Below are 20,117 nucleotides of genomic sequence, written 5' to 3' on the forward strand. Positions count from 1 at the left end.
TTATCTCTATTTGAAAACATATGTAATCGGCTTATTTCTTTTATGTAATGAAACTAATGTGTTATATTCTTCTGCTTCATTGCATATTATATTAAATTTAAAATAAATATCTACTAATTCCTTCTTATCTTCAATATTATATAATTCCCTTTGTACGCAAAACACATAAAGATTGTTTTGCTCAACTCCATCCTTCAGATTTTGAAGTCCATAACAAAAATCTTTATAATCTAAATCAACTAAAATATTTACCCGTTTCCTTTCATTTATATTATATTCCTCAATAAATTGAATATTTTCTAGTTTGTTATCCTCTAAAGATATTGTATATCTATTTTCTCGTACACAATCTCTAATAATTTCAATTAAACTTTTAATTTGTTCTTTGCTATACTCCTTTAATAACACCTTTTTTTCACCACCTTAGCAGAATGCGTCATCAATAATATAACAAAAGGTTATCATTTTAAACTATTGATGTCAATAAAGGCCAATTGCATATCACTTAACTTATACATCTATTCCATTAAAATAAAGGTAGCAAACAAAATTTCTTGTCTACTACCTTTAAAATATGAAAATATTTGGCAATTATTATTATAAATCTTTCTGTGTGTTTCCTGTACATAAAAATTTCAATGTAAAATTAAACTATATTTCCAAACTTATATATAATAATAAAATATTTTATTATCCTTCTTGAGGCGCATATTCCACTTGCTCTGACTCTGCTTTTTCTTCTGACATTAAGTCATCATAGGATATAACTATGACTTCTTGCACCGACTCATCACTTGTTTTGTACATTTTACTTTGTATTTTATTTTTGTATTTCCCACTTATCCCATCATTATATATATTTCTTATAGCTTTTAATATTTTATCATTATTACCCTTTATCTTATTAACATCATATCCTTCAACAGAACTCCATATGGCTATTTGAGTGGCAAAATATGCTTCATTTTCATTATCCAAATTTAATTCAGCCACAGATCTATTTGGATATCCAGCTGCCATAATATTATTAATTTCTTCACTTGTACTTCCATTTAATAAAAAGCTTTGCCCTGATGGATATTTTTTATTTATCTCTAAGCAATATACAATGTCATTACTTCCTTCTATTTTTATTTTTTCTACATTAAGATCAAAGTTATCATATTGAACTGTATATAGGATTCCCTTTTCTGTAATTATCTTTACAGTTTCTGGCATGCTAGCACTGACATTAATGCCTATAAGTAATGTAAAAATAATAAAATAACTTACTGCTTTCATAAATCTTCTAAATTTCATGGTATTCACTCCTAACATTTATATTTAAATATAGTTTTTGTTTTAATCATCTTATATATTCATAAATTAATTAAAAAAATAAAACATTCCATACTCTTGTAAACAAGAGTATGGAATGCTTATCCTTTTAATTAATATGTATAACCAATTATAATGTTTTATATAGTAACTAAATTGTATATATTGATAAAGAAATAAGAACTATAAAGATTTCTCTGCATCACTCTTATTTCAAGATATTTTAAAACTTATTATATCTTTGTATTATGTATAACTATATTTTAATTAATTTCCTATACGAATATTAAAAATAATTATAACATAATATCTAGTGTTAATCCATTTATAATATCCTTTTTATATTATCTCTTCTATGCTTAGTAATCTAGGCTTTTTATTTTCTTGAATTTTAATATATATTTTTGCCATTTTCATTTGCAGATTTTCTATTATTGTTTTTACTTTACATATAAAATAATAATCTTCTATGCCATTGGTAACTACTACTATAGGATTAAAACTCCATCCATTTATTCCATCTAATGCTGTAATTAATATTTGTTTATCTTTTGTTGTAACTTGTTTCCTGATTTGTAATCCTTCATACCCTCTTACCATTTTAACGACACCCTTTCTATATATTTATATTATCATTAGTTTTTGTCAGTTGTTTGTCAATAATGTTAACCTTTTCTTAATATATTGTTACAAAAAAATTAAGACACCACACAATCAATCTTATTTATAAAAATTGACTGTGTAATGCCTCATTGTTATTTTAACTATTGCAAATATTATATTGTACTTTAGTTTTCTTCTTTTTCATTCATTATACCAAGTTTATCAAATATTATAAAAGTTATACTTAATATCATAGCTACGATTGTAGCTAATCCCATACCCTTCAACTCAATAGTTCCAAGTGTTAATTTAATTCCACTTAAGCCTACTACAAATATTACTGAAGCAAGTATTAAATTTCTAGATTTAGAAAAATCAACTTTTTCTTCAATAAGAGTTCTAAGTCCTGAGGTTGCTATTGTACCAAATAATAGAAAACTAACTCCTCCTATAACTGGTGTAGGAATTGTACTAATAACTGCTGACATCTTTCCTGAAAATCCTAGAATTATTGATATTAGTCCTGCTCCACAGATTACATATACACTATATACCTTAGTTAATGCCATAACTCCTATGTTCTCACCATAAGTTGTTGTAGGAACTGAGCCAAACATTCCTGAAATAATAGTTGATAATCCGTCTCCAAGTAAAGATCTATGAAGACCTGGATCTTCTGTCAAATCATTGCCTACAATACTACTAGTAACCTTTAAATGTCCTACATGTTCTGCAACTACTACAAATGTTGCTGGTAATATTGTTAATATTGCATTCATATCAAAATGAGCTAATTTTATATTTGGTAATACAAAGAAACTTGCATTATTTATTGTACTAAAATCTACTATTCCCATAAATAATGCTGTAATATATCCTACTACGATTCCTATTAATATAGGTATAACCTTTAGAAATCCTTTTAACAATACATTACATAAAATTACTGCAACTAATGTTACCATTGATACAATTACCCAAGTTGTATTTATCACTGGAGAATTGCTTCCTCCAACTGGGAATCCTGCCATATCTGCTGCAGTAGCTGCTAATTCTAAACCTATTATTGTTACTATTGATCCCATTGCTGCTGGTGGAAATAATTTATTAATCCATCCCATACCTGTGCGTCCTACAATAATTGCTATTATTGAAAAGAGTATTCCTGTAGCTACAAAGCCACCTTGTACAGTTTGAAAATCATATCCTTGACTATATAATAATAATACTGGTGATATAAAAGCAAAACTTGATCCCAAATAAGCTGGAATCCTTCTTTTAGTAAGGAATGCGTATAATAAAGTACCTATCCCATTAAAAAATAAAACTGTTGTTGGATCAACATTTAAAAGGATTGGTACTAAAACTGATGATCCAAACATTGCAAATAAATGTTGGATACTTAATGGAATTGCCATCTTTAAAGGAACTTTATCTGTTACCCCTATAAAATCATGTTCATTGTCTAATAATTTATTATTCATCATATTATCCCCCTTCTTAGTTTCGCTGAACTAAATTAAAAGTACATAGTTCATAAAATATCACAAAAGCATAGAGTTTGTCAATAATTTTGTATAAAATATAGAATTTAAATCTTTATTTGTATTGTAAATTTTAAAGTAATTAGTACTTTAAAATGTAGAATTTTACCTTTACATTGAAACTCAGTATCTTTTTTATTAAATTATAATACTTCTATATAAACATTAAAATATATACCGTAATCTATTATTTAATTTGCAATATAATGCAATTAATCAGAATTAATTGAATTTATAAAAACGTTTACAAATGATGTTACATAATTTATTTATAAATTAAAATATAATTTAGTAGAGGAAGGTGTTATTATGACTTATTTAGGACTACTTGACATTAAACTTAAAATATTAGTTAGAAAAGTTTTGCTCAATATTTTGTTAATTATTTTTTCAACTAGAAATAAATATATCGTTGCCTTATCTCAAAATTTGGACAAGCATATTGTTTTATATCAAAAAGAATTATTGTTATTTTATTTCTATGATAATACTAATAAGTTTGTCAAATAAAATATTCTTATGATTATTTGTCATGACTCAGACGGATTATAGATACTCACTGTTAAAATTGAACTTTTGTGTATAATCAACCAAAATCGAGGGGCTGCTTTTGTAACCGTTAGTGAATATTTTGACGTAATGTTCTTCAAAAACATGTCCCTCTATATCTCATATCTAATATCTACTATTATTCACGCATGCTACAGTTTGATTTAATATAAGCATCCGCGTAGTTCACTCTTTACAATTCTGAGGAAATTAATAAAATGCTAAAACATCTATTTTCCTTACTTTCGCTATATTTAAATTAGTTATATTTGCACCAATTAATATTCTTTATAATATCATCTTCTATATAATCAATTTAGTTTATAATTTATCTAATTACTAATATCTTTTCATTATCATTAAATAAAATTTCTTTCATTGATCCAAAAATTATTTTTTTATTATACTCTTCTGCCATCATATCAATTAAACTAATTTGTGAATTCATTAATTTACTTTTAAATACCATAATAGTCTTGTGATTACCTTCAAGTATTGCTTGAATAATATCTCTCTCATATGTATTTTGCATTTTCTTTTCTCCTTTGTTGTTGCTTAACTTAAAGAATTATAATATTATTTAATCTTTATTACTGTTTCCGTTGTTACGTACCTCCTAATTTTAATTCGTAAATTCTTTTTTAAATCTGACACTAATTTTTATTATTTGAAATTATTTCTCACAAGTTTAGTTATCCATAGACATTAAAATGCACTACTATCTCATTTTTTCAATATACTTTAAGTGTTTTTTGATTACGCATGATTAACAACTTCCTTTCTTTGTTTAGAACTTAATTTATTAATTGGCTAAAAAATTAAAATGAATTAAAGAATGTCTATCAGGAGAAAAAGCAGTTACACAGATATGTGATGACATGGAAATTAATAAAGCTACATTTTCGATTGGTTGAAAATATATAATTATATTATTGTTGCATTCTACATTTCGAATAATGATAATTATCAAGCCAATGCTGATTAATTTAAAATTTACTATCAACAAAGTTTGTGCATGGGTAAAAAATGCGAAGCTAATGGATATGCGGCACTATTGAATATAGATATTAAACTCATTTTTTATTCTTGTTTTCTGCATAAAAATAACCTCCTATTAGTTAGATTGTTACACCCAACTAATAAAAGGTATTAGTCTTACATAATTTCAAAGTATTAATTGCTATGAAAAAGCATTAGTTGCTATTATTATGCACATGGAAATTGTTTACAAAAAATTCTTCTTATCTAACAAATTATATAGCTTTAGAACCTTTTAGCTAACCTTATTCTTAAGTCTTAATTTATCAGCAATAATTGCGATAAATTCTGAATTTGTAGGCTTGCCCTTTTCAGTATGAACAGTATATCCAAATAGTCTGTTAATAGCCTCTATTTGGCCTCTACCCCACGCAACTTCTATTGCATGTCTTATTGCTCTTTCTACTCTTGAAGCTGTTGTATTGTACTTCTTAGCTATTGAAGGGTATAATTCCTTAGTTACAGCTGATAATAGTTCCATATCATTAACAACCATAGTTATAGCTTCTCTTAAATACATGTATCCTTTTATATGAGCTGGTACACCAACTTCGTGTATTATATTGGTTATTTCTGTTTCCAAGTCCATAGGTGCCTTTGTTCTATTTTCACTTGTTGGAGATATCATTGATGATGTTTGATATGAAGTTCTTACATTTGATATTTGTGAAGAAACACCATTAAACATTTCTCTTATTCTCTTAGTGAATACTTCCATGTCAAAAGGTTTTACAGTATAATAATCTGCTCCAAGTGTTATAGCTTGTTGAGTAATTTTATCTTGTCCAACTGCTGATAAGATTATTATTCTTGGAACTTTTTCTAATTCCATAGTATTTAATCGTTCAAGAACACCTAATCCATCCAAATGTGGCATAATAATATCAAGAATAACTAAATCAGGCTTTCTTTCTACTATTAATTCTAAAGCCTCTCTACCATCCTTTGCAATTCCTGTAACAACTATATCTCTTTGATTTAAGAGATAGTCATTTAAGATACTACAAAATTCTTTGTTATCGTCAGCAATCAGTACAGATATTTTTGAATCTTCCATATTTTTTCTCTCTCCTTTAGTCCATTCTTAAATTATGTTTTGCATTTTAGCTTTTACCCTTATAAACACATATTGCATAACAGTTCTAATATTACACATATATATTATTTCTACAAAATTTTGTAAAATCCTTTTTCTTATTAGGGTATGTACATTTGTTTTAATAAATATTTTATTTTCTATTAATACAATTCATTTTAGTTAAATATTTTATATGTTTAATTGTTTTAATGTATTTATATTCCACTATTTGTAAATTATACGCTTTTCTTCTCAAGAAGTAAATAGTTTCTCAAAAAATACTTTAAAGTATTTTTTTAAATAAAAATGTAACTATATATTTCATCAATTCACAATTATTAATTGAATATATAGTTATTATATATTTATATCTCTTTTTCTACAATGTTTAATAATATCTTCATAAAAAAATCATCCAAATTTCTCTATTTATATATTAATAAATAGTTAATAACTTCTAAAAATATAATTTTTATTGAAACAATAATAAAAATTGAAACCATAAAAATTCTGCTAACCAAATTTATATTTGATTAGCAGAATTTTCTCTGTCTTTATTAAAAGTTTCACTTTATTATTCCCGCATCTTGAAGCATCCATTCTATATATATTCCATATCCTGTATCCGGCTTATTAATTAATACATGAGTTACAGCTCCTATAATTTTATTATTTTGAATGATTGGGCTTCCACTCATTCCTTGCACTATTCCTCCCGTTTTCTCTAATAACCTAGGGTCTGTAATTTTAATTACCATGCTTTTAGATCCTGCAATAGACTGATTTAAAAGCCTTTCAATTTCAATATCAAACTCCTGTGGACCACTTTCATCAATTGTTGTAATTATTTTTGCTTTTCCGATAGATATTTCATCTCTAAATCCAACTTTAAGCGGTTTTATTTTTTTATTTAACGCCTCCATGTTTTTAATTTCTCCAAAAATTCCACTTTGCGTATTCTTTTGAATATCGCCAGTTGGTATTTGTTCATTTATAAAAATTCCTCTTAATTCACCAGGCGACCCTTTTTCTCCTTTTCTAACACTTATTATAGATGATTCTAACACATCTCCTTTTTTTATTAAGAAAGGTTCATTGGTATCACAATCTGTAATTGGATGTCCTAATGCTCCAAATTTCTTGGTGACATCATCAAAAAATGTCAATGTTCCAACTCCAGCTGTAGAATCTCTAATCCATAATCCAATTTTATAATCTTTATCATTTTCCTTTTTTAAATGAATAACTTTAGTAAAATTCTCACCATTTCTTAAAATATCAACTTTTATATCATCTTGTTCACATTGTTTGATTGTTTTTAATAAATCAATAGAATTTTCCATCTCTTCGCCATTTACTTTTAATATTACATCACCAATTTCGAGACCACATAGTTTTCCAGGACTTTCTTCTTTTTTATTATTAACTTCTATATCAGAATATCCTACAATAAGAACACCTTCACTATTTACTCTTACTCCTATAGGATTTCCACCTGGATAAACTTCTAAATCTTTAATTTTATGAACTTCTAAAGATTTAAGTGGAATCATACCTAAAAATTTTATTTCATATTTATTTTCATTATTTTTAATTTTATTTATTGTATTTCCTATTGGTGCAATTGATTGTACTGTTTTTTCATTTCTAGTATAAATTTTATTAGGTAAATTACTTATCCTCATTGTGGTAATTAAAACTAGAATCAGGATTGGAGTTATAATTAGACTAGTTGTACATAAAAATTTTTTCTTCATATTTCTCTCCTCCTTTACTTCATATCTTTAATTTCCCCACTATGCAAAATTCTTATCCTATAAGAACTTTGTTATTGCAGACAAAAAATTTAGCATATACTAAATTTTAATAATTGTATAATTTTATTTCTTATATCAAAAAAATATTTAAAATCTAATCAAAACATCATGACTGCTCAGATTTTGTTTTATAATTTTAAATTTTCAAATATCAATATGGCTCTGATGAACTTCATAAAAATATACAATAAAGTCTATTTTTCTTTTATAATTAATTAATATTTTTATAAAAAAAAATAAAACCATGGAATCCATGATTTTATTTTTACCAAATTTTATTTCTATATGTATTTATTTTTTAATTTCTATTTTTTTTAATTCACTTAATTTTATCATTTCTTTAACATTGTTTAATGTAGCTTCTGTTATATCATCACCAGTCAGCATTTTACTTATTTCAAGTTCTTTCTCTTCTTTTAACAAAACTTTTATTTTAGTATATGTCTTATTATCTATTACCTTTTTCGTAACAAAATAATGATAATCCGATAAAACTGCAATTTGTGGTAAATGAGTTATACATAAAACTTGATGTGTTTTTGATAATTGATACATTTTTTCTCCAACTCTTTGTGCAACAGCTCCACTTATACCGGTATCTATTTCATCAAATATCAAAGTAGGTATTTCATCTTTTTCGGCAAAAACACATTTTAAAGCTAACATGATTCTTGAAAGTTCTCCACCTGACAACACTTTTTCTAGTGGCATAAGTGGCTCTCCTGGATTTGTAGATATTAAAAAGCATACGTCATCAAACCCTTTTTCATTGAAGTCCTCTTCAAGAGATACTCTTATTTCCATTCTTGATTTTTCAAGTCCTACAAACGTAAGTTCTTTTAAAATTTTTTCTTTTAAATGTTTACTTTTATTTACTCTAAGCTTGTGAATTACCAGAGCTTCTTCTTTCATCTTAAATAATATTTCTTTTTCTTTTTGTTTAAGTTCTTCAATTATTTTCTCTGAATTTATTATTTCATCATATTCCTTTTTTATCTTTTGATGATAGTCTAATATTTCTGGAATAGTTGGTGCATATTTTTTCTTATATTGATTTATTTCATAAATTCTAGCATTTAGTTTTTCTAATGCATTTTGATCAAAAACAATTTCTTCAGCCATATCTCGAATTTCATGACTAACTTCTTCTAAAGTATAAAATGCCTCTTCAATGGCTTCTTTATTCTTTTTTATTTTTTCAAAATGGTTTTCTACATTGGATAATTCTTGAATTACTTTAGAAATGGAATCAATTACACTAAATTCTTCATTTCCATTTAATATTCCATATGAAGAAACTAAACTATTATTAATTTTTTCAGCATTGGCTAATATATTATATTCTTCTTTTAAACTGTCTTCTTCATTTTCTTTAAGTTTTGCTTTTTCGATATCTTGAATTTGAAATTTTAAATAATCTAGTAATTTATCTCTATCTTGGTTCCCAAAAATTCTTTTAATATCTTCTTTTACTTCTATTAAGCTTTTTCTTAAATCATTAAACTTATTTAATGGCTTTACTATTTCAATTCCAATAAAATCATCTAAATATGATATATGACTAGTTCTTTGCAAAAGATCAACATTTTGATGTTGTCCATGAATGTCCAAAAGCTTTGCTCTTACTTTTCTTAATTCTGATGTAATAAAACTTTTTCCGTTAATTTTAATTAAATTTTTTCCACTTTGATGACTTTCCCTTGAAACAATTAATACATCATCATATTCAATATCTAGTTCTTGTAAAACTTCAACTACTTTAGATTTTTCAAGAGTAAATAATGCTTCCACATATGTTTTATCTTCACCTGTTCTTATTAAACTCTTAGAAAACTTCCCACCAAGAACAAAGTCTATTGCATCTATCAAAATAGACTTTCCAGCCCCTGTTTCTCCTGAAAGTATATTAAATCCTTCACTAAAGTTTATTGTTGTTTCTTCTATTAATGCAAAATTTTTAATATTTAATTGAATTAACATTTCATCCCATCCTTATAATTATGATGACATTCTCTTTCTTATTTTCTCTACCAAGTCTTCAGCACTTTCTAAACTTCTAAGTAAAATAAATATAGTGTTATCTCCAGCGACTGTTCCTGCAATATCTGCACTTTCCAGATTATCAACAGCTTCTGCTGCAATTGGTGCTGAACCCGTTATAGTTTTTATAACAACCATCTTATCTACGTTTTCTACGGAAAGGACTGTATTAGTTAATATATTGCTTAATCTATCAATAATATTTTTTTGTTCTCCTGTTGATACAAAATACTTAGACTTGCCACTTGAAGCTTGCATTTTTATTAATTTTAAATTTTTAATGTCTCTTGATACAGTTGCTTGAGTTACATCAAAACCTTCTTTTTTTAATACATCTGCTAACTCTTCTTGTGTTTCTATTTCTCTTGAGCTTATAATTTCTAATATTTTTGTATGTCTTTTTGACTTCAAAATTTTTCACCATCGCATTCTTTAGAATTATTTAAAATCTTACTCCTCAAAACCTTAAAATAATCATAATCATCAAATAAAAGTAACTTTACACTTTTTTTATTTTTGCTCACCTTTACTGAAGTTTCATGATTAAGTTTAATCGCCTTTTGACCATCCACTGTTAAATAAATTTTTTCTTCCTCATGATCTGCACATATTTCTATAATACTATCACCTTTTAATACAATAGTTTGCATACTTTTAGTGTGTGGGCATATAGGTGTTATGGTTATAAGTTCTAAATCTGGATATACAAATGGCCCACCTGCTGAAAATGAATATGCTGTAGAACCTGTGGGTGTTGCAATAATAAGTCCATCCCCTTTAAATGTTGAATATATTTTACCATCTACAAATATCTTAAACCTTACCATTCTTGACAATGTTCCTCTAGCTAGTACTACATCATTTAGTGCTTTAAGTTCTTCATCTTCTTCATTAGGTTCAACCTTGCAACTTAACATCATTCTATCTACAATTTTATATTTGCCTTCTTCAAGTTTTTTAAGTGCATTATCAATATCAGAGATATCTACACTGGACAGAAAACCTAAATTCCCTATGTTTATTCCCAATATAGGTGCGTTAAAACTTTCATTTAAAGATCTTGCTATTCCAAGGAGGGTTCCATCTCCTCCAAGTACAACAAGTAAATCGATGTCTTTTAAATCTTGCTTTTCAATATCAAAAGAGCTAAAAATAGAAATATCTTTAAAGTTAAACTTTTCTCTAAATTTCTTAATAACCATATGTAATATTTTATTATCTTTATCTTTTGATGGATTAATTGCAATTCCAATATTATTCATAGCTCCTCCAAAGAAGTTAAATTTCTACATGTGATGCTTCAACTACGGTCTCTATATCATCTCTTTTAAAATTACTTTCTTTATTTTTATCTTTTGTAAAATAAACTAAATATTCTCTATTACCTTCAGGTCCTTTAATAGGAGAATATCCTACTCCAAGAACATTTAAATTTTGCTGTAGTAAAAAATCTATGATCCCATAAACTACTTCTTTATGTGTACTAATTTCTCTTACAACACCTTTTTTTCCTACCTTTTCACGTCCAGCTTCAAATTGTGGCTTTATAAGTGCTACAACTTCACCATTATCTTTCAAAAGATTTAAGGTTGCTGGCATTATCTTTTTTAAAGATATAAAAGATACATCTATAGATGCAAAATCTAAGGCTTCTCCTATTTCTTCTAAAGTAACATATCTTATATTTGTTCGTTCCATACAAACTACTCTTTCATCAGTTCTTAGCTTCCAAGCAAACTGTCCGTATCCTACATCAACTGAGAACACTTTAGATGCTTTGTTTTGAAGCATGCAATCTGTAAAGCCACCTGTAGATGCACCTATGTCCATACAAACCTTATCTTCCAATGAAATATTATATGTTTTCATCGCTTTTTCTAATTTTAGACCACCGCGACTAACATATTTAAGAGTAGCACCTCTGTATTCTATATTCGCATTATAGCTTATTTTTTCTCCAGCTTTATCTACTTTTTGTCCATCAACATAAACTTTGCCTTCCATTATGCATGCTTTTGCTCTCTCTCTAGAAGTAATTATACCCTTTTCTACTAAAAGTAAATCAAGTCTTTCCTTTTTTTCTGCCATTTGTTTCTCCTTTTAATCATAAAGATTTATAACATCTTTACTTATGCTTTCACAATCTAGTTTATATGCCTTATATAAAGTGTCTACATTTCCTTGAGGGATAAATTCATCATTATATCCCAAAGATTTAATAGTTCCTTTATAATTTATTTCGCTTAAGTAATCCTTAATAGATGAATTAAGTCCACCCTTTAAAATATTATCTTCTATTGTTAAAATATTATATCCTTCTTTTTTAATATTTTCTAGTAAATTTTTATCAATTGGTTTAATAAAGGTTGCATTAACTATAGTAGGATTTAATCCCTTTTCATATACTATATCCTTTGCAAGCATTGCATGTTGTACCATTTTACCGGTTGCAATAATGCATACCTTTGAGCCTTTATTTATTACTTCCCATTTACCTTCTTCAACTTTTGTAATTGGAGACAAGGTATTTATTATATTACCGCCTCTTGGATATCTAATTGCAACTGGTGATTTTTTATTTATTGCCCACTTTAATAAAACTTCAACCTCTTCTAAACACTTTGGCGCAACTATATGTATATTAGGCATCATAGATAAATATGATAAATCATTAATACCTTGATGTGTTTCTCCATCTTCACCAACAATTCCAGCTCTATCTATTGCAAATACTACGGGAAGATTTTGAAGACAAACATCATTTAACACTTGATCAAATGATCTCTGTAAAAATGTAGAATAAACTGCAAATACAGGTTTCAATCCATTACTTGCCATTCCAGCAGCTAGAGTAACTGCATGTTCTTCAGCTATTCCAACATCAAAAAATCGTTCTTTAAATTTTTCTGAAAAACACTTAAGACCTGTTCCATCAGGCATTGCAGCTGTAATAGCTACAATTTTATCATCTGTTTCACTAAGATTTATTAAGGCTTTTCCAAAAGCCTTTGAATAGCTATTCTTTGGTGATACATTTAATTCTCCACTTTCTAAATTAAAAGGACCTACTGCATGATATTTAGAAGGACTTTCTTCAGCCAATGCATGCCCCTTTCCTTTTTGAGTTAAAACATGTATTATAACTGGCCCTTCAATTTCCTTAACTTTTATAAACACATCCGTCATTGCATTTATATCGTGACCATCAATGGGCCCAATATATTTAATTCCCATATTTTCAAAAAACATGGATGATACCACTAATTGCTTTAAGCTGTCTTTTACTTTTGATAACTTTCCTGCAATATTCTTCCCCAAGTCTGATTGATTTAAGGAAGCTTGTATCTCCATTTTTAATTTATTATATCTAGGTTCCATTCTAAGTTTGTTTAAATATCTTGAAAGACTTCCAACATTTTTTGAAATTGACATTTGATTATCATTTAAAATAATAATCAGCTTGGTTTTTCTAAAACCCACATCATTTAGTGCTTCAAGAGCCATTCCACCAGTTAATGCACCATCTCCTATTACAGAAATAACACTATATTTTTCTTTTTTTATATCTCTTGCCCTAGCAATTCCAAGTGCTGCTGATATAGATGTACTGCTATGACCAGTATCAAAGCAATCATATTTACTTTCATTTCTCTTTGGAAATCCACTCATACCATTAAATTGTCTAAGTTTTTTAAAGCCCTCTTTTCTTCCAGTTAAAATTTTATAGACATAGCTTTGATGTCCTACGTCCCATACTATTTTATCTTTATCAAAGTTAAAAACTTTAAACAAACTTAAAGTAAGCTCAACTACACCCAAATTAGAAGCTAAATGACCTCCTGTTTTAGAAACACTATCTATTAAAAATTCTCTAAGTTCATGACTTAAGACTTTATTATCATTTTCATCAAGCTTTTTTATATCTTCTGGGAAATTTAATTTATCCAATAACTTCATAATAACCATTCCCTTTTGTTAATTTTCTCTATTTAAAAGAGTATATGTTAATTCGACTAAGCATTCTGCATTAACCGTTAGTTCCCTAAGAATTTGAATACATTCTTCACTCAATGTATTGCATAATTCATTACATTTTTCTAATCCAAAAACAGATATGAAATTAGTCTTATTATGATTTTCATCTGCATGGGTATTTTTACCTAAGATTTTAGTATCTCCAACCACATCTAATATGTCATCTTTTATTTGAAATACTAAACCTAATTTTTCTCCGTATTCTTTTAAAGCATTTAAATCACATTCTGGTGCATTAGCCAAAATTGCTCCTGCGAGTATCGATGCCTTAATTAATTCTCCTGTTTTCTTTGAATGCATATATTGTAATTCATCTTTTGAAATTGTTTTACCTTCTGAAATAACGTCAACAACCTGACCGCCTATCATTCCTTCTGCACCAGAAGCAATTGCTATTTCATAAGCTGCTTTTAAAGAATTTTCTTTATTCTTCAATGCATAATCCATCATGATCATCATAGCTTCATTTAATAAGGCATCTCCTGCGAGGACTGCTATATTCTCTTGAAATTTAACATGATTTGTTGGTTTTCCTCTCCTTAAGTCATCATTGTCCATACAAGGAAGATCATCATGAATCAAAGAATAAGTGTGAATCATTTCTATGGCAGCTGCCATTGGCATAACTTTTTTATAATCTTCTTTGTATATAAAATAAGATAGTGCAAGTAATGTTGGACGAATTCTTTTTCCACCGATATTTAAACTATAACTACATGAATCATATATAATTCTATTATATCTCCCTTTTCCCTTAAAATAATTTTCTAAATAATCATTAATATCTTGCTTTAAATTACTTATCTCCATAACTTTCAATAAACTCCACTTCTTTTTCATCTTTAATTATAGAAATTTTTGCTTCATATGAATCTAAAATCTTATAAATCTTATTTACAAGTTTAACTCCATCTTCATAGGATTTCATAGAATCTTCAAGGTTTAACTCATCTATTTCTAAATTGCTTAATATATCTTGAAGCTTAGTTAACATTTCTTCATAACTTTCTTTTTTAGCCATTTCTTTAACTCCTTATTAGGGCACATTCAAAAAAATAATAAGTCAATATGCAAGTCTATTTTATTTCACGTGCCTTGATGGTACAAAATTTCCTTCTACATTCCCATCTTTAAGACAAATCTTTAAATTTATTGTTTCCTTCAATTGTTCTTTTGATGTAATTAGATTCTTTTCATTGTCCTCAATTATAGCATATCCTTTTGATATAACCTTAATTGGATTATGAGCCGAGAGTAAATTATTGAAATTTTCTATTTGATCTTTTTCTCTTCTAATTTTAGTTTTTATTGCGAAATTTAATCTATCCTTTAATTTATCTAATTCTAAATATGAATTGGATATTTTAGCTATTGGAGAATGAATATTTAATATCCTTTCAGCTCCAGCTAAATTGCTTTTACACATTTTTATTTTGTCTTCCATTTTTATATCTAATATCCTAGAGATATCATAAATTTTAGATTCTATATCTCTGCTTAATGGAACTGCTATTTCAGCACCTTGCGATGGAGTTGCTGCTCTAACATCTGCAGCAAAATCTGAAATAGTAAAATCTATTTCATGGCCTACTGCCGAAATTATAGGTATCTTTGAATTAAAAATAGCTTTAGCTAATTCTTCCTCATTAAAATTCCATAATTCTTCTATAGATCCGCCACCTCTACCTATTATTATTATATCTACAGACTTCGTTTTGTTGAAATAATTAATACCCTTAATTATCTCTTTATAGGCACCTATTCCTTGCACCTTAGCTGGATATAATATTAAATCAACCAAAGTACTTCTTCTAGTTGAAACATTTATAATATCTTTAATTGCTGCTCCAGTAGGTGATGTTATGATTCCTATCTTTTCTGGATACTTAGGTAATGGTTTTTTATTTGCCTCATCAAAATATCCTGCTTTAGACAATTTTTCTTTAAGCTTTTCAAATTTAATAAACAAATCTCCGAGACCTTCTTTTTTTATTTCATCACAATAAAGTTGAAAACTTCCAGTTGCAGGGTATACAGATGCTCTCCCCTTAATTACAACTTCCATTCCGTCTTCCAATATAAAGTCTAGTAAAACTGCATTCCCTTTAAACATAACGCAGTTTACTTTTCCATTGCTATCCTTAAGAGTGAAATAAATATGTCCACTGCCATGATATTTCAAATTAGAAATCTCCCCTTTTACAGAGAGATTGCTTAAAATAAAGTCATTGTCTAACATTCTTTTTATGTAATTAGTAACTTCAGAAACACTTAACGTCTTAATATTCATCTTCTGCTAAAGCCTCACATGCGTTTTTTATTAAAAGAGTTGTTGTAAGTGCACCTACTCCACCTGGAACTGGAGTTAAGAATTTGCATTTATCTATAACTTTATCAAAATCCACATCACCAGTTATTTTCCCTTCAAAAGATGATGTTCCTACATCAATTACTATAGCATTTTCATTTACATACGTTTCATCAATATATTTTGGTCTTCCAATAGCAACTACTAATATCTCTGCTCCCATGCAAACTTCTTTTAAATTCTTTGTTTTAGAGTGACATATTGTAACTGTAGCATTTTCATTTAGTAAAAGTTGTGCTACTGGCTTTCCAACTATATTGCTTCTTCCAAGAATCACTATATTTTTGCCCGCAATGTCTACATTTAAACTTTTTATTAAAGTAACTACAGAATTTGGAGTACAAGGTAAAAATTCTGGTTCACCCATATAAAGCTTACCTTGACTTTCAAATGTAAGACAATCAATATCCTTACTTGGAGATATTTCTTTAATTATTTTCTTTTCATCAAAATTACTTGGAAGTGGTAATTGCAAAATAATTCCCTGAACATCATTGTCTTCATTTAATTTATGTATTTCAGATATTACATCTTCATCCTTTGAAGTTTCAGGTAAAGTCACTTTTAAAAATCCTGCTCCAAGAGACACTGCAACCTTTTCTTGACTTGCCATGTAATAAATAGATCCACCATCATTTCCAACTAATATAGATGCAATTTTAGGAATTTTAAGATTATTTTCTTTTCTATCATCAATAAATCTTTTGATATCCTCTTTTACCTTTAATGCAACTTCTTTACCATTTATAATTTGGCCCATTATAATGCATACCTACTTTCATTTTCAATGCACAATTCACAATAAATTATAGTACAATTTCCATCGAAAATCGAATCATTATTATATCTAGAAATACCTTAGCATTTCTTATTCATTTTAATTATTTCAAATCCCTTCAGGGGTTTGCTCCTTCATTGTGCATTGTTAATTTAATTAAATTTCTTTGATTTTATCTAGAACTCCATTAATAAAGCTTACACTTTTTTCATCTGAATATCTTCTTGTAATTTCTAAAGCTTCGTTAATTACAACAGCTCTTGGAACTTGTTCATCATATAATAGTTCATATGTTGCAAGTCTTAATATACTTAAATTCACCTTAGATATTCTATCTAGTTTCCAATTATGTAAATTTTCTGAAATAACTGTATCAATTGCTTCTTTGTTATTTTCTATTCCAATTAATGCTTGCTTAACAAATGTCAAATCAATTTCTTTTATATCTTCTTCGTAATTGTCTACAAATCCTTCTATTGCCTCTTCAATTGTATCCTTGCTTAAAGTCATACCAAATAATAACTCCATAGTTTTGTCCCTTGATAATTTTCTATTCATATAGTCCTCCTAAATTTGTGTCATAATTAATTATGTACATTTATCATTATATACACTTTTTTTTCTTTTAAACCAATTCTCACATAGAAACACCCTCTGAAAGCTTCAGAGGGTGAAAATCAAACTAGTTAGATTCACTTTCTTCCTTTTTGGGCAAGTAAATATTTTGAACATAAATGTTAACAGCTTCTACATATAACCCAGTCATAGCTTCTACAGTTTTTTTAACATTATCTTGGACCTGTGCTACAACATCCATTATTTTCATTCCATACTCCACTGATACATTCATATCTATTATTGCTTTATCTTCTTCTAGTGTTACTTTACTCGCTTTAGCAGTGCTTTTCTTACCTTTAAATATGTTTGTTAAATTGCTTGCAACACCCATTTGACCATCTAAAATCCCATCAATTTCTTGAGCAGCAATTCCAGCAATAACGCTTACTACTTCATCAGAAATTTTAACTACTCCAATATTCTCTTCTCTAACTAAATCTTCCATGTTACTTACCCTCCTAGGTTTTGTAATAACAAAACATGTTAATCTTATGTTCATTATATCAAATATAATTTAACATTACAATTATATTATGGTTTTTCTACTATTTTTGAACTTCTATTATTATATCTTTTATTTTTGATACATCTTGAACTAGTTCTTGTATTGCTACAGTTTCATTTTCTTGAAGCTCAGTTGCTGATTTGACTATAACTGTTGCTTTATTTGAATCTAATCTGCATAAAGCATCTTCATACCCTTTGTTTTTAATACTAAGTTCAATTCTTCCTTCATTATCCTTAGCCATAGTTTTTTGAGTTAATTCAGTTGTTGCTACATCCTTTTGTTCTTTTGATGTATTGGCATCTGAAATTATAGAATTTAAAGTTTGAATTGTTGCTGAATCCTGTTGTTCTCTTGTACTTCTTGAATTATAAAAATAATTTTGTTGATTTAGGGCTTCTGTATCTTGATCATTTACTTTTTCAGTAGATAAAACTTGGCTTAAATCTGTTGGATCATTTAACCCTCCATTATTAAGTTTTGCAGCTAGCACTCCTACACATAATATTAATGCTAACAATGTAAAAATAATACCACATTGTTTCTTTGTCATAATAAAATTCCCCCAATCCTTTTTTTATAAAATTATATGCTATTTCTTCATACTATATACATTAACCTTATCTAAACTTAAGTTATATAGTTTAGATACTGCTTGTTCAATTTCATATTTTGTCTTACTATTTGAAGCACCTTCTGCCAGTATTATAACACCATTAATTTTCGGCTTATATGTGGTTAATATAAACGGCTCATTATTTCCATCCGATGTTGTCATTACAATAGTTGACCCATCTGTATTTTGATTGTTTACTCGTTTTCCACCTTGATTATCAGTTTCTTCAGTAGTTGATTTTTGCGTATTTTTATCATAAGCAGGTACTTTTTGCTCTCCATTTTCAAAAGACATCATTACTTCAACGTCACCAACTCCATTCATTTTTTTTAATATATTTTGTAAATCTGTTTTTTGCATTTCTTCATAACTTTTTTCATCTGTTTTATTAGTAATTAATGTATTATTTACATTTTCTGCAGTATTTGATGATGATAACTTATTATTGCTTAGAGTTTTACTGCTTGGTAATAATACATTCATAGCAATTAAAATAAATCCCAAAACTATACATACAACTATCAAATTACGCAGTTGCTTTTGAGCTAATATCTTCTTAATCTCTTTTATAATTTTGTCTTTATCCATACATTTATACCTCCTATTCTTCTAATTTATATACTTCTATTTTCTCCTTTGGGATATTTAATTCGCTAGATGCATAATTAATTATTTCTGTATATTCTTTATTTTCTTCATTTGTATTATTTTTTACCTCCTTGTTAATCGATATCTTTTTTATCTTATTTATTTTATTTTCACCTACACCTATCTTTAGCTTTTTTACATTTAAAGTTATGTTGGTAAAATCTACATCACAGTCAATTTCACATTTAAATGACCTATCCCTATATTTATCTTTAAGCAAATTGACACAATTTTTATTGAAATTTGTTACAAATGCTTTTTTTCTGGCATCTCCTCTATCTTCACCATTTTTTAATGTATTTGTGTTGTCATAATTAACTTTTTTTTCATTTTGGGAGAATACCGCTTCATAGCTTTGAATTCCCTCTGCAACACTTTTTTCTCCATTTGATATAAATTGTAAAATTGGATTTAAAATTACAGTTACTAATATTAATCCCAAAATAAATTGAATATATTTTTTCATTTTATTGTTAGGCGATATAAGCTCTATTGCACTTATAAATATAAGTATAGTAACAAGTGTTATTACAATATTCCTTAAAGTCTCAATAAACATAATG

General features: G+C 27.4%; 22 protein-coding genes. 1 reads left to right on the forward strand and 21 read right to left on the reverse strand.

What is annotated here, in order from left to right; genetic code table 11:
• Positions 1–6: 6 nt before the first annotated feature.
• From DIC82_15825 to DIC82_15840, 4 genes are all read right to left on the reverse strand, one after another.
• The gene (locus DIC82_15825; GenBank protein AWK52373.1) at positions 7–408 is read right to left on the reverse strand and encodes a hypothetical protein; all 402 of its coding nucleotides are present in this window, start codon (positions 406–408) and stop codon (positions 7–9) included.
• A 282-nt stretch (positions 409–690) separates the two neighbouring features.
• A complete protein-coding gene (locus DIC82_15830) occupies positions 691–1,299 on the reverse strand; it encodes a TQXA domain-containing protein (GenBank protein ID AWK52374.1) in 609 nt (202 codons plus the stop codon).
• Positions 1,300–1,656: 357 nt separating this feature from the next.
• Positions 1,657–1,917, reverse strand: a complete 261-nt coding sequence (locus DIC82_15835) for a hypothetical protein (protein ID AWK52375.1) — start codon at positions 1,915–1,917, stop codon at positions 1,657–1,659.
• A 188-nt stretch (positions 1,918–2,105) separates the two neighbouring features.
• Positions 2,106–3,407 (reverse strand): uracil permease, encoded by a 1,302-nt coding sequence (locus tag DIC82_15840; GenBank protein AWK52376.1) that lies wholly within the window; start codon positions 3,405–3,407, stop codon positions 2,106–2,108.
• Between the two features lie 366 nt (positions 3,408–3,773).
• Between DIC82_15840 and DIC82_15845 the strand changes: the two genes are divergently transcribed.
• Positions 3,774–3,974: a hypothetical protein gene (locus DIC82_15845; GenBank protein ID AWK52377.1), complete on the forward strand. Its 201-nt coding sequence runs from the start codon at positions 3,774–3,776 to the stop codon at positions 3,972–3,974.
• 367 nt (positions 3,975–4,341) lie between these two features.
• On the opposite strand, the gene DIC82_15850 is transcribed toward DIC82_15845, so the two are convergent.
• The 17 genes from DIC82_15850 to spoIIIAF form a co-directional block, all read right to left on the reverse strand.
• Positions 4,342–4,545 carry a hypothetical protein gene (locus tag DIC82_15850; GenBank protein AWK52378.1) on the reverse strand — a complete coding sequence of 68 codons (204 nt, stop codon included), beginning with the start codon at positions 4,543–4,545 and terminating at the stop codon, positions 4,342–4,344.
• Positions 4,546–5,286: 741 nt separating this feature from the next.
• Positions 5,287–6,108, reverse strand: a complete 822-nt coding sequence (spo0A, locus tag DIC82_15855; protein ID AWK52379.1) for a sporulation transcription factor Spo0A — start codon at positions 6,106–6,108, stop codon at positions 5,287–5,289.
• Positions 6,109–6,695: 587 nt separating this feature from the next.
• Positions 6,696–7,886 carry a SpoIVB peptidase gene (gene spoIVB / locus DIC82_15860; protein ID AWK52380.1) on the reverse strand — a complete coding sequence of 397 codons (1,191 nt, stop codon included), beginning with the start codon at positions 7,884–7,886 and terminating at the stop codon, positions 6,696–6,698.
• 351 nt (positions 7,887–8,237) lie between these two features.
• Complete coding sequence (recN, locus tag DIC82_15865) at positions 8,238–9,926, reverse strand: DNA repair protein RecN (GenBank protein AWK52381.1); 1,689 nt, start codon at positions 9,924–9,926, stop codon at positions 8,238–8,240.
• Between the two features lie 18 nt (positions 9,927–9,944).
• Positions 9,945–10,397, reverse strand: a complete 453-nt coding sequence (locus DIC82_15870; protein AWK52382.1) for an arginine repressor — start codon at positions 10,395–10,397, stop codon at positions 9,945–9,947.
• On the reverse strand, positions 10,394–11,248 hold the full coding sequence (locus tag DIC82_15875) for an NAD(+) kinase (GenBank protein ID AWK52383.1): 855 nt from the start codon (positions 11,246–11,248) through the stop codon (positions 10,394–10,396). Before DIC82_15875 ends, DIC82_15870 begins: the two co-directional genes overlap by 4 nt.
• Before the next feature lie 16 nt (positions 11,249–11,264).
• Positions 11,265–12,074, reverse strand: a complete 810-nt coding sequence (locus DIC82_15880; GenBank protein ID AWK52384.1) for a TlyA family rRNA (cytidine-2'-O)-methyltransferase — start codon at positions 12,072–12,074, stop codon at positions 11,265–11,267.
• A 12-nt stretch (positions 12,075–12,086) separates the two neighbouring features.
• Entirely contained in the window at positions 12,087–13,943 is a 1,857-nt protein-coding gene (dxs, locus tag DIC82_15885; protein ID AWK52385.1) for a 1-deoxy-D-xylulose-5-phosphate synthase, read from the reverse strand.
• 18 nt (positions 13,944–13,961) lie between these two features.
• Entirely contained in the window at positions 13,962–14,831 is an 870-nt protein-coding gene (locus DIC82_15890) for a farnesyl-diphosphate synthase (GenBank protein AWK52386.1), read from the reverse strand.
• Positions 14,818–15,042, reverse strand: a complete 225-nt coding sequence (gene xseB / locus DIC82_15895; protein ID AWK52387.1) for an exodeoxyribonuclease VII small subunit — start codon at positions 15,040–15,042, stop codon at positions 14,818–14,820. The genes DIC82_15890 and xseB overlap by 14 nt, the downstream gene beginning before the upstream one ends.
• Positions 15,043–15,102: 60 nt before the next feature.
• Positions 15,103–16,311: an exodeoxyribonuclease VII large subunit gene (locus tag DIC82_15900; GenBank protein ID AWK52388.1), complete on the reverse strand. Its 1,209-nt coding sequence runs from the start codon at positions 16,309–16,311 to the stop codon at positions 15,103–15,105.
• Positions 16,301–17,149, reverse strand: a complete 849-nt coding sequence (locus DIC82_15905) for a bifunctional methylenetetrahydrofolate dehydrogenase/methenyltetrahydrofolate cyclohydrolase (protein AWK52389.1) — start codon at positions 17,147–17,149, stop codon at positions 16,301–16,303. The genes DIC82_15900 and DIC82_15905 overlap by 11 nt, the downstream gene beginning before the upstream one ends.
• Before the next feature lie 174 nt (positions 17,150–17,323).
• Positions 17,324–17,725, reverse strand: coding sequence for a transcription antitermination factor NusB (locus DIC82_15910; GenBank protein AWK52390.1), 402 nt, complete (start codon positions 17,723–17,725; stop codon positions 17,324–17,326).
• Positions 17,726–17,849: 124 nt separating this feature from the next.
• The gene (locus DIC82_15915; GenBank protein ID AWK52391.1) at positions 17,850–18,230 is read right to left on the reverse strand and encodes an Asp23/Gls24 family envelope stress response protein; all 381 of its coding nucleotides are present in this window, start codon (positions 18,228–18,230) and stop codon (positions 17,850–17,852) included.
• 100 nt (positions 18,231–18,330) lie between these two features.
• Positions 18,331–18,843 carry a stage III sporulation protein AH gene (locus DIC82_15920; protein AWK52392.1) on the reverse strand — a complete coding sequence of 171 codons (513 nt, stop codon included), beginning with the start codon at positions 18,841–18,843 and terminating at the stop codon, positions 18,331–18,333.
• Positions 18,844–18,882: 39 nt separating this feature from the next.
• Positions 18,883–19,494, reverse strand: coding sequence for a stage III sporulation protein AG (gene spoIIIAG / locus DIC82_15925; GenBank protein AWK52393.1), 612 nt, complete (start codon positions 19,492–19,494; stop codon positions 18,883–18,885).
• A gap of 13 nt (positions 19,495–19,507) precedes the next feature.
• The gene (gene spoIIIAF, locus DIC82_15930) at positions 19,508–20,113 is read right to left on the reverse strand and encodes a stage III sporulation protein AF (protein AWK52394.1); all 606 of its coding nucleotides are present in this window, start codon (positions 20,111–20,113) and stop codon (positions 19,508–19,510) included.
• Between the last annotated feature and the right edge of the window lie 4 nt (positions 20,114–20,117).

The sequence above is a fragment of the Clostridium beijerinckii genome, from assembly GCA_003129525.1.
GTDB lineage: Bacteria > Bacillota > Clostridia > Clostridiales > Clostridiaceae > Clostridium > Clostridium beijerinckii_D.

What these genes read in the sequence shown, in the direction of transcription:
- DIC82_15915 (AWK52391.1), bottom strand. Translation starts at nt 18,230, where the DNA reads ATGGAAGATTTAGTTAGAGAAGAGAATATTGGAGTAGTTAAAATTTCT.
- DIC82_15910 (AWK52390.1), bottom strand. Translation starts at nt 17,725, where the DNA reads ATGAATAGAAAATTATCAAGGGACAAAACTATGGAGTTATTATTTGGT.
- DIC82_15830 (AWK52374.1), bottom strand. Translation starts at nt 1,299, where the DNA reads ATGAAATTTAGAAGATTTATGAAAGCAGTAAGTTATTTTATTATTTTT.
- DIC82_15875 (AWK52383.1), bottom strand. Translation starts at nt 11,248, where the DNA reads ATGAATAATATTGGAATTGCAATTAATCCATCAAAAGATAAAGATAAT.
- DIC82_15905 (AWK52389.1), bottom strand. Translation starts at nt 17,149, where the DNA reads ATGGGCCAAATTATAAATGGTAAAGAAGTTGCATTAAAGGTAAAAGAG.
- spo0A (AWK52379.1), bottom strand. Translation starts at nt 6,108, where the DNA reads ATGGAAGATTCAAAAATATCTGTACTGATTGCTGACGATAACAAAGAA.
- dxs (AWK52385.1), bottom strand. Translation starts at nt 13,943, where the DNA reads ATGAAGTTATTGGATAAATTAAATTTCCCAGAAGATATAAAAAAGCTT.
- spoIIIAG (AWK52393.1), bottom strand. Translation starts at nt 19,494, where the DNA reads ATGGATAAAGACAAAATTATAAAAGAGATTAAGAAGATATTAGCTCAA.
- spoIIIAF (AWK52394.1), bottom strand. Translation starts at nt 20,113, where the DNA reads ATGTTTATTGAGACTTTAAGGAATATTGTAATAACACTTGTTACTATA.
- DIC82_15900 (AWK52388.1), bottom strand. Translation starts at nt 16,311, where the DNA reads ATGAATATTAAGACGTTAAGTGTTTCTGAAGTTACTAATTACATAAAA.
- DIC82_15880 (AWK52384.1), bottom strand. Translation starts at nt 12,074, where the DNA reads ATGGCAGAAAAAAAGGAAAGACTTGATTTACTTTTAGTAGAAAAGGGT.
- DIC82_15845 (AWK52377.1), top strand. Translation starts at nt 3,774, where the DNA reads ATGACTTATTTAGGACTACTTGACATTAAACTTAAAATATTAGTTAGA.
- DIC82_15890 (AWK52386.1), bottom strand. Translation starts at nt 14,831, where the DNA reads ATGGAGATAAGTAATTTAAAGCAAGATATTAATGATTATTTAGAAAAT.
- xseB (AWK52387.1), bottom strand. Translation starts at nt 15,042, where the DNA reads ATGGCTAAAAAAGAAAGTTATGAAGAAATGTTAACTAAGCTTCAAGAT.
- recN (AWK52381.1), bottom strand. Translation starts at nt 9,926, where the DNA reads ATGTTAATTCAATTAAATATTAAAAATTTTGCATTAATAGAAGAAACA.
- DIC82_15840 (AWK52376.1), bottom strand. Translation starts at nt 3,407, where the DNA reads ATGATGAATAATAAATTATTAGACAATGAACATGATTTTATAGGGGTA.
- spoIVB (AWK52380.1), bottom strand. Translation starts at nt 7,886, where the DNA reads ATGAAGAAAAAATTTTTATGTACAACTAGTCTAATTATAACTCCAATC.
- DIC82_15835 (AWK52375.1), bottom strand. Translation starts at nt 1,917, where the DNA reads ATGGTAAGAGGGTATGAAGGATTACAAATCAGGAAACAAGTTACAACA.
- DIC82_15920 (AWK52392.1), bottom strand. Translation starts at nt 18,843, where the DNA reads ATGACAAAGAAACAATGTGGTATTATTTTTACATTGTTAGCATTAATA.
- DIC82_15850 (AWK52378.1), bottom strand. Translation starts at nt 4,545, where the DNA reads ATGCAAAATACATATGAGAGAGATATTATTCAAGCAATACTTGAAGGT.